The organism is Vibrio sp. 10N.222.48.A3, from assembly GCF_041475345.1.
GTDB lineage: Bacteria > Pseudomonadota > Gammaproteobacteria > Enterobacterales > Vibrionaceae > Vibrio > Vibrio tasmaniensis_A.
Window position 1 is genome coordinate 1 of record NZ_JBFRVX010000663.1, and the last position, 3,381, is coordinate 3,381.

The following is a 3,381-nucleotide window of genomic DNA, read 5'->3' on the forward strand; positions in this document are numbered from 1 at the left end:
ACACTCTGCTGTGGTTGGATATCAGAATGTTGACTCGCTGGCGTAATATCTAATACTGATGGGGGATTACTTGGTGGCGTCACCGCGGAAGAAGCAATATCGCTGTGAGAAACAATATTATTGCGAGCAGCAGTATCGTTACGAGAAGACGTATTGTTACGAGAAGACGTATCTTTGTTGGAAGTAGAGAGAGCATCGTCCTGACTTGAATCGATGACTGGTTCCGGTCTGAGTTCTTGGTCTACTTCTTTCATCGATTTTTGGGACCTAACACTCCACAACACTAACGCAATCATTGCCACTAAGCTTAACCCTAGCATGATCAATAATAGGTTGTATTGACGTTCATGGAACTCAGCTTCAAGTTTAATGATCTGTTCGTTTACTGAATTCTTCTTAATTTTATCGACTAAATAATTGAGCTGAGCGTAATCACTCAGCAATGCTGAAGCATCAGCCAGTAATTGTTGGAGTGCATCTTGCTCTTCGGATTTTAATGAATAAGATTTTTCAAGTATAGAATCAAAGGCGCGATAAGTTGCTGATGAACTTTGGTTATCGGAATACATCGCTTCAAAAACGACGACACCAAATTCGTTGAGTAGCGGCTTTAACTTAGGGGAAAGTTGTGTATCTGTGCGTAACACTTTGATGTTATCGACGATATCTTGCACCTGACTTTCTATCGGAATGAATTCATCAAATTTTTCTAAAAATTGATCGGCAACGTAAAGCAGTTGGTTCACATCAGGACGAAACAAGGCGTGTTGGAAATCAGATTCTATCTGCAGTCGGATCGAATAAACCAATTGAGCATCGAGTGCTAAATCATTAATGCGAGAGACTCGCAGCGGCTCAGAGAAATAAAGCGATTGCCTCAATTCATTAACGCGAATACCGAGTTCTTCAATTTGAGCGAGCGAGTGAGAGTAAGAACGGCTTAGATTAAGGAGAGCCAGTGAAGGAAGTAGCCACAGAGCCAAGAGTGCAACCAAAAAAGTTGCGGGTCTTTTAAAGCGATTGGGCTTTGCTACTGATTGTTCCATCGATATTCCTTGTTCATGCGAACTCTAAACCATTATGTTGCTAAACATAAACAAGCGACAACAACCTGCTGTCGCATGCTACCTAATAACTTCGTACTATGACTTATTGCGAGTCAGTTGATCACGTAAGTTCGGTGGCGTCCCTTTAATGGTTAGCGTGTCTGTCTCTGGATCGTAGAAGATACGCTCACCTAAAAGCAGACTATCAAAACTAACATTCAAACCGCCACCAGCACCAACAAATTTTGTTAGTTTACGCATAGTTGCGCGGTCTGCTGGGAAGCTGTCTTCTAACTCATAACCTTGCTCACTAGTATAGTCAAAGAAGCTTGTACCATCTGTGCTTGCTGGCAATTCTCCAGAAAGTTCACGAACTTGAACTTCATCACCCGCTTTAAGCTGTTCGTTACAGTAATCCGCAACTTGTTTTTTATAGCTGATCGCTTCCTCTTTCTCTAACTTAGAGTCAGAAACAAAGTCTTCTACCGCTTGCATCAATACTTGGTTTTGCTGCTTAGCATCCAAGCCTACTTCTGCTTGAAGGAAGTCTAAGAAGAAGTCAGCGACTTTACGACCAACGCGCCCTTTAATATAAGTAAGGTAACGGTTTGACTCTTTGTCTGTGTCGTATGTTGAAAGATCAAGGCGCGCAACAATATCCATCTTCGAGATATCCAGGTAATCCGTCGCACTAATATCTAGCCCTTCGGTCACTTTCAAACTTTGGTTAGAAGGCAGTAGTCCGATGAAAAGGTAGTCTGTCGCCAGTGATTGATATTCAGCCAGTACCAAAGTGCCTTCATCAGCAAAAGGATACTTTGAAAGCTCATCTTTTAGACGTAGCGCACTTTTTTGAGAGAAATCATAAAAACTTTGTTCTCCAGCTCGAAATTCATGCAACGACTGCTGGAATTCGCTGTCGGATTTGAAAGAACCAAATCCTTTACCTGCTTTTGAATTAAAAACTCGGTGAAGTTCAGCGACTAGGTTTTCAGATGCAGTATCGTTTTCTAGAGATTCAGCACGATAGTTAACAATCAGCTCTTCCTGATCGTTCTTGCTTAGCTGGTGTAAAATTACGTTGGAAAGGTGAAGGCTCATAGCGAAAATATTACCGTTCAGGTTTCAGTTGTTGTGCATAGTAGGTTATCATAAGCCGCTTTTACTATCATTATTAGAGTCCTTATGCCGATTATATCTAAATACACAGATGATCAAGTTGAAAAAATCCTAGCTGAAGTAGGTGCTGTACTGACTAAGCACAAAGCTTCACCTGAGCTTTCATTGATGATCGCTGGAAATATCGCAACCAATGTCTTAAATCAGAACGTTGCTGCTTCACAACGCAAAGGAATTGCTGAAAAATTTGCCGAAGCTTTAATTTCTTCTCTTGAAGATAAAAAGTCTCACTAAGTTTGATTGACGGAAAAAGAATTATAAATGGTAGACAGCGCAAACTCATATAGCGATCGTGTATCTCGACTGGTAGGTTGGGGCCACTGGTTTGCATTTTTCAACATCATTGCTGCGATGTTGATTGGTACTCGTTATATTACTCAATCTGCTTGGCCGGAAACCCTATTGGGTCAATTCTATTTGGCTGCATCATGGGTTGGTCATTTTGGATTTTTGGTGTTCGCGCTCTATCTATTAGTGCTGTTCCCACTCACTTTTATTCTTCCGTCGAGGAAGTTATTACGTTTGGTTGCCGTTATCTTCGCAACCATAGGTTTAACTGTCCTACTGATTGATACCCAAACGTATCAAAATATAAACCTCCACCTGACACCTGTCGTGTGGGAGGTTTTATTCAGTGGAGAGGAGTCTGCACTCACTTCTGATTTGCAGCACCTCTTCATTGTAATGCCACTAATCTTCTTATTGCAGCTAGGTCTGTCTGAGTGGGTTTGGCGTAAGCAACGTAAACTGTCTCATAAACACATTGGCCGTCCTATTACTGCCGTCTTCTTCTTGTGTTTCATCAGCAGCCACTTGACCTACATGTGGGCTGATGCGTATTTCTACAACCCAATTACAAGCCAGAAAGCGAATTTCCCACTGTCTTATCCTATGACAGCAAAAAGCTTTATGGAAAAGCATGGTCTATTAGACCGTGAAGAGTATTTGCAGCGTTTAGAAGCGAACCAAGAGAACGTAAACTTAGTTAGCTACCCGCTAGAAAAAATTCAATACAACCGCCGCAGTGCTGATCTTAATATTCTACTTGTGAGTGTGAATAATCTTCGCGCTGATGCACTCAATAGCACTGCGATGCCAAGCAGCTATGCCTATGCACAACAATCGATCAACTTCACCAATCACTACAGTTCAAGTA

At 41.6% G+C, this 3,381-nt stretch carries 4 protein-coding genes; 2 read left to right on the forward strand and 2 right to left on the reverse strand.

Annotated features, from left to right (window positions below):
- Together AB4653_RS17960 and yejK are read right to left on the reverse strand one after the other, a co-directional pair.
- The coding region (locus AB4653_RS17960) for an Hpt domain-containing protein (RefSeq protein ID WP_372104896.1) at nucleotides 1-1,046 on the reverse strand (1,046 nt) is incomplete at its 3' end.
- Nucleotides 1,047-1,142: 96 nt separating this feature from the next.
- Complete coding sequence (gene yejK, locus AB4653_RS17965; RefSeq protein ID WP_009848690.1) at nucleotides 1,143-2,147, reverse strand: nucleoid-associated protein YejK; 1,005 nt, start codon at nucleotides 2,145-2,147, stop codon at nucleotides 1,143-1,145.
- An 84-nt stretch (nucleotides 2,148-2,231) separates the two neighbouring features.
- On the opposite strand from yejK, the gene AB4653_RS17970 reads away from it, so the two are divergent.
- Both AB4653_RS17970 and AB4653_RS17975 read left to right on the forward strand, forming a co-directional pair.
- On the forward strand, nucleotides 2,232-2,459 hold the full coding sequence (locus AB4653_RS17970) for a YejL family protein (RefSeq protein ID WP_004734063.1): 228 nt from the start codon (nucleotides 2,232-2,234) through the stop codon (nucleotides 2,457-2,459).
- A 27-nt stretch (nucleotides 2,460-2,486) separates the two neighbouring features.
- On the forward strand, nucleotides 2,487-3,381 hold an 895-nt coding region (locus AB4653_RS17975; RefSeq protein WP_372104898.1), incomplete at its 3' end, for a DUF3413 domain-containing protein.